Source organism: Oleiphilus sp. HI0125, from assembly GCF_001635355.1.
This window is the reverse complement of the sequence record NZ_LWGF01000168.1, coordinates 1-2,042: the sequence shown is the minus strand read 5'-3', so window position 1 is coordinate 2,042 and position 2,042 is coordinate 1. Positions and strand designations below refer to the sequence as shown.

The following is a 2,042-nucleotide window of genomic DNA, read 5'->3' as shown; positions in this document are numbered from 1 at the left end:
GCCAGCTAAAGGATGAATACTATGCGCAGCATCACCCATCAAAATGGCTTGATCCGCAACATAGCTCTTTGCATGACGTTGGCGTAGAGGAAATTTAAATCGCTTAGATACTGACTTAACCGCGCCTAGCTCACCTTCTATTTGTGCGGCCAACTGACGTTTAAACTCGACTTCAGGCAATGAAAAAATATGCGCAGCTTTATTTGTATCAATCGACCACACGATGGAACAAAACGAAGCATCAGATGAAGCCCCTTCTGTACTTGAGTTATTTAAGGGCAAAAAAGCTACAGGGCCACTCTCGGCAAAACGCTGACGCGCCTTCATACCGTGAGGCATTTCCATTTCGACAGTGCAAACGATAGCTTCTTGATCATAATCCCATTCGCGCGTCGCCAAATTCAGCTGTTTACGAATACTAGAATTAGCACCATCAGCGCCAATAAGTAGATTCGTATACACAGATGATTGATCAGAAAAACTTAATTGATAGGCGCGAGCTTGCTCGCCCTCGCGAGAGATCAAGGCGCATGATGTAATGTCTTTCTCGAAGAAAGTATGCACATTGTTTTGCTCGCCAATGGCTCTCATACAAGCTGCCAGCAATACATGATTCTCGATAATGTATCCAAGCGCCTGGGCCTGATATTCAGCCGAATCAAAATGGATACGACCGCCGCCTAGTTCCTCCCAAACCTCCATAGTTTGGTAAGGTTGCACAAGTGATGAAGGAAGATGCTCCCAAACACCACAACGATGAAAAAAAGCGACATTTGCAGGCGTCAAGGCACTGACTCTAGCCGAGTAGTCGTTTACAGAGTAGCGCTTCATATCGACGGCTACATCAGGTTGTGATTGTCGATCAATCAAAGCCACACGATAGCCTTGTTGACCTAGGCATAGTGCAGCGCTTGCACCAACAATCCCCGCTCCCACAATAGCGAGGTCAAATGATTGATCGTTTAAGGACGTTTGCTCAGACATAAATTATCGAATTCTCTCAAGCGCGTTCTAAATCAAATGTCTGAGCTCGCCCCATTGCATGCTTTGCAAACTCTGACTTTAGTTGCGATAAGCCATTCAGAGTCACTAAACCAGCACTACGAGCTAGCGCTGGGATGTGTGACTCTGGGGAAAACACATCAATCAGTTGATCACTAAAGCTCACAATTTTACGCTGTTCAGGCTGATGCTGCTGCGCGATATTTTGTAAGACAGAATAACTCCAATACGCATCTCGACTAGATTGCCTCAGACCTTCAATCACGCCAGCAACACCGCGAAGAGCTAAATTAAACCCTTGCCCAGCTACGGGGTGCAAGCTATGCGCGGCATTCCCGACCACTACAAAGCGAGAACGAACCGGCTCCTTAGCCTGCTTCAAAGTCAAAGGGTACGAAACCCGTTTACTCACATTAAGAATTCGTCCTAGACGATCTCCAAACAAACGCGCAACTTTGTCCGCAAAATCACGCTCATTTAATTTCATAGCGGCTTCTGCATCTTGCTCAGATAAGGTCCATACCAAAGCACTCGTATCGATTGTGAGGGGTAAAAGCGCTGAAGGACCTGTTCGAGCAAAGCGCTCGAAAGCAACACCTTCATTTGGTAATTCCGTCTCTACGTTTGCAACAATGGCAAATTGCTCATAAGACTTGATTTGGTACTCTATTCCCAAGCCCTGAGCTGTCGGGGAGTTGGCACCATCCGCGGCGATGACGAGCTTAGCTTTTAACTCCTGTGCGCCACCATTGTCACGAGCAACGATTAATTGAGCGTGCGTATCGTGCATGACAACCTGCGAAACATTGGCTCCATCAAGAACATCTACCTTGCTATCTAATAACTGCGAAGATAAGTACTGACCAAAGGCCATGTTTGGAACGACATAGCCAAGGGCATCAAGCTGCAAATCTGTTTTGGCAATTCGAGTTGTTCCCATTCGCCCCTGCTCGGAGACATGAACCGTATTAATTGGATTTGCTTGTACTGAATCTGCATCCCATAGATCGAGATCTTTCAATATTTCGATGCTACCTAAT

General features: G+C 46.3%; 2 protein-coding genes. Both read right to left on the bottom strand.

Features of this window, described 5'->3' with window-relative positions; all coding sequences use genetic code 11:
- A partial coding sequence (locus A3762_RS02725) for an FAD-dependent oxidoreductase (RefSeq protein ID WP_068753990.1) occupies positions 1–984 on the bottom strand: 984 nt, incomplete at its 3' end.
- A gap of 16 nt (positions 985–1,000) precedes the next feature.
- Positions 1,001–2,042 (bottom strand): FAD-dependent monooxygenase (locus tag A3762_RS02720; protein ID WP_068753988.1); only part of this gene is annotated, 1,042 nt, incomplete at its 5' end.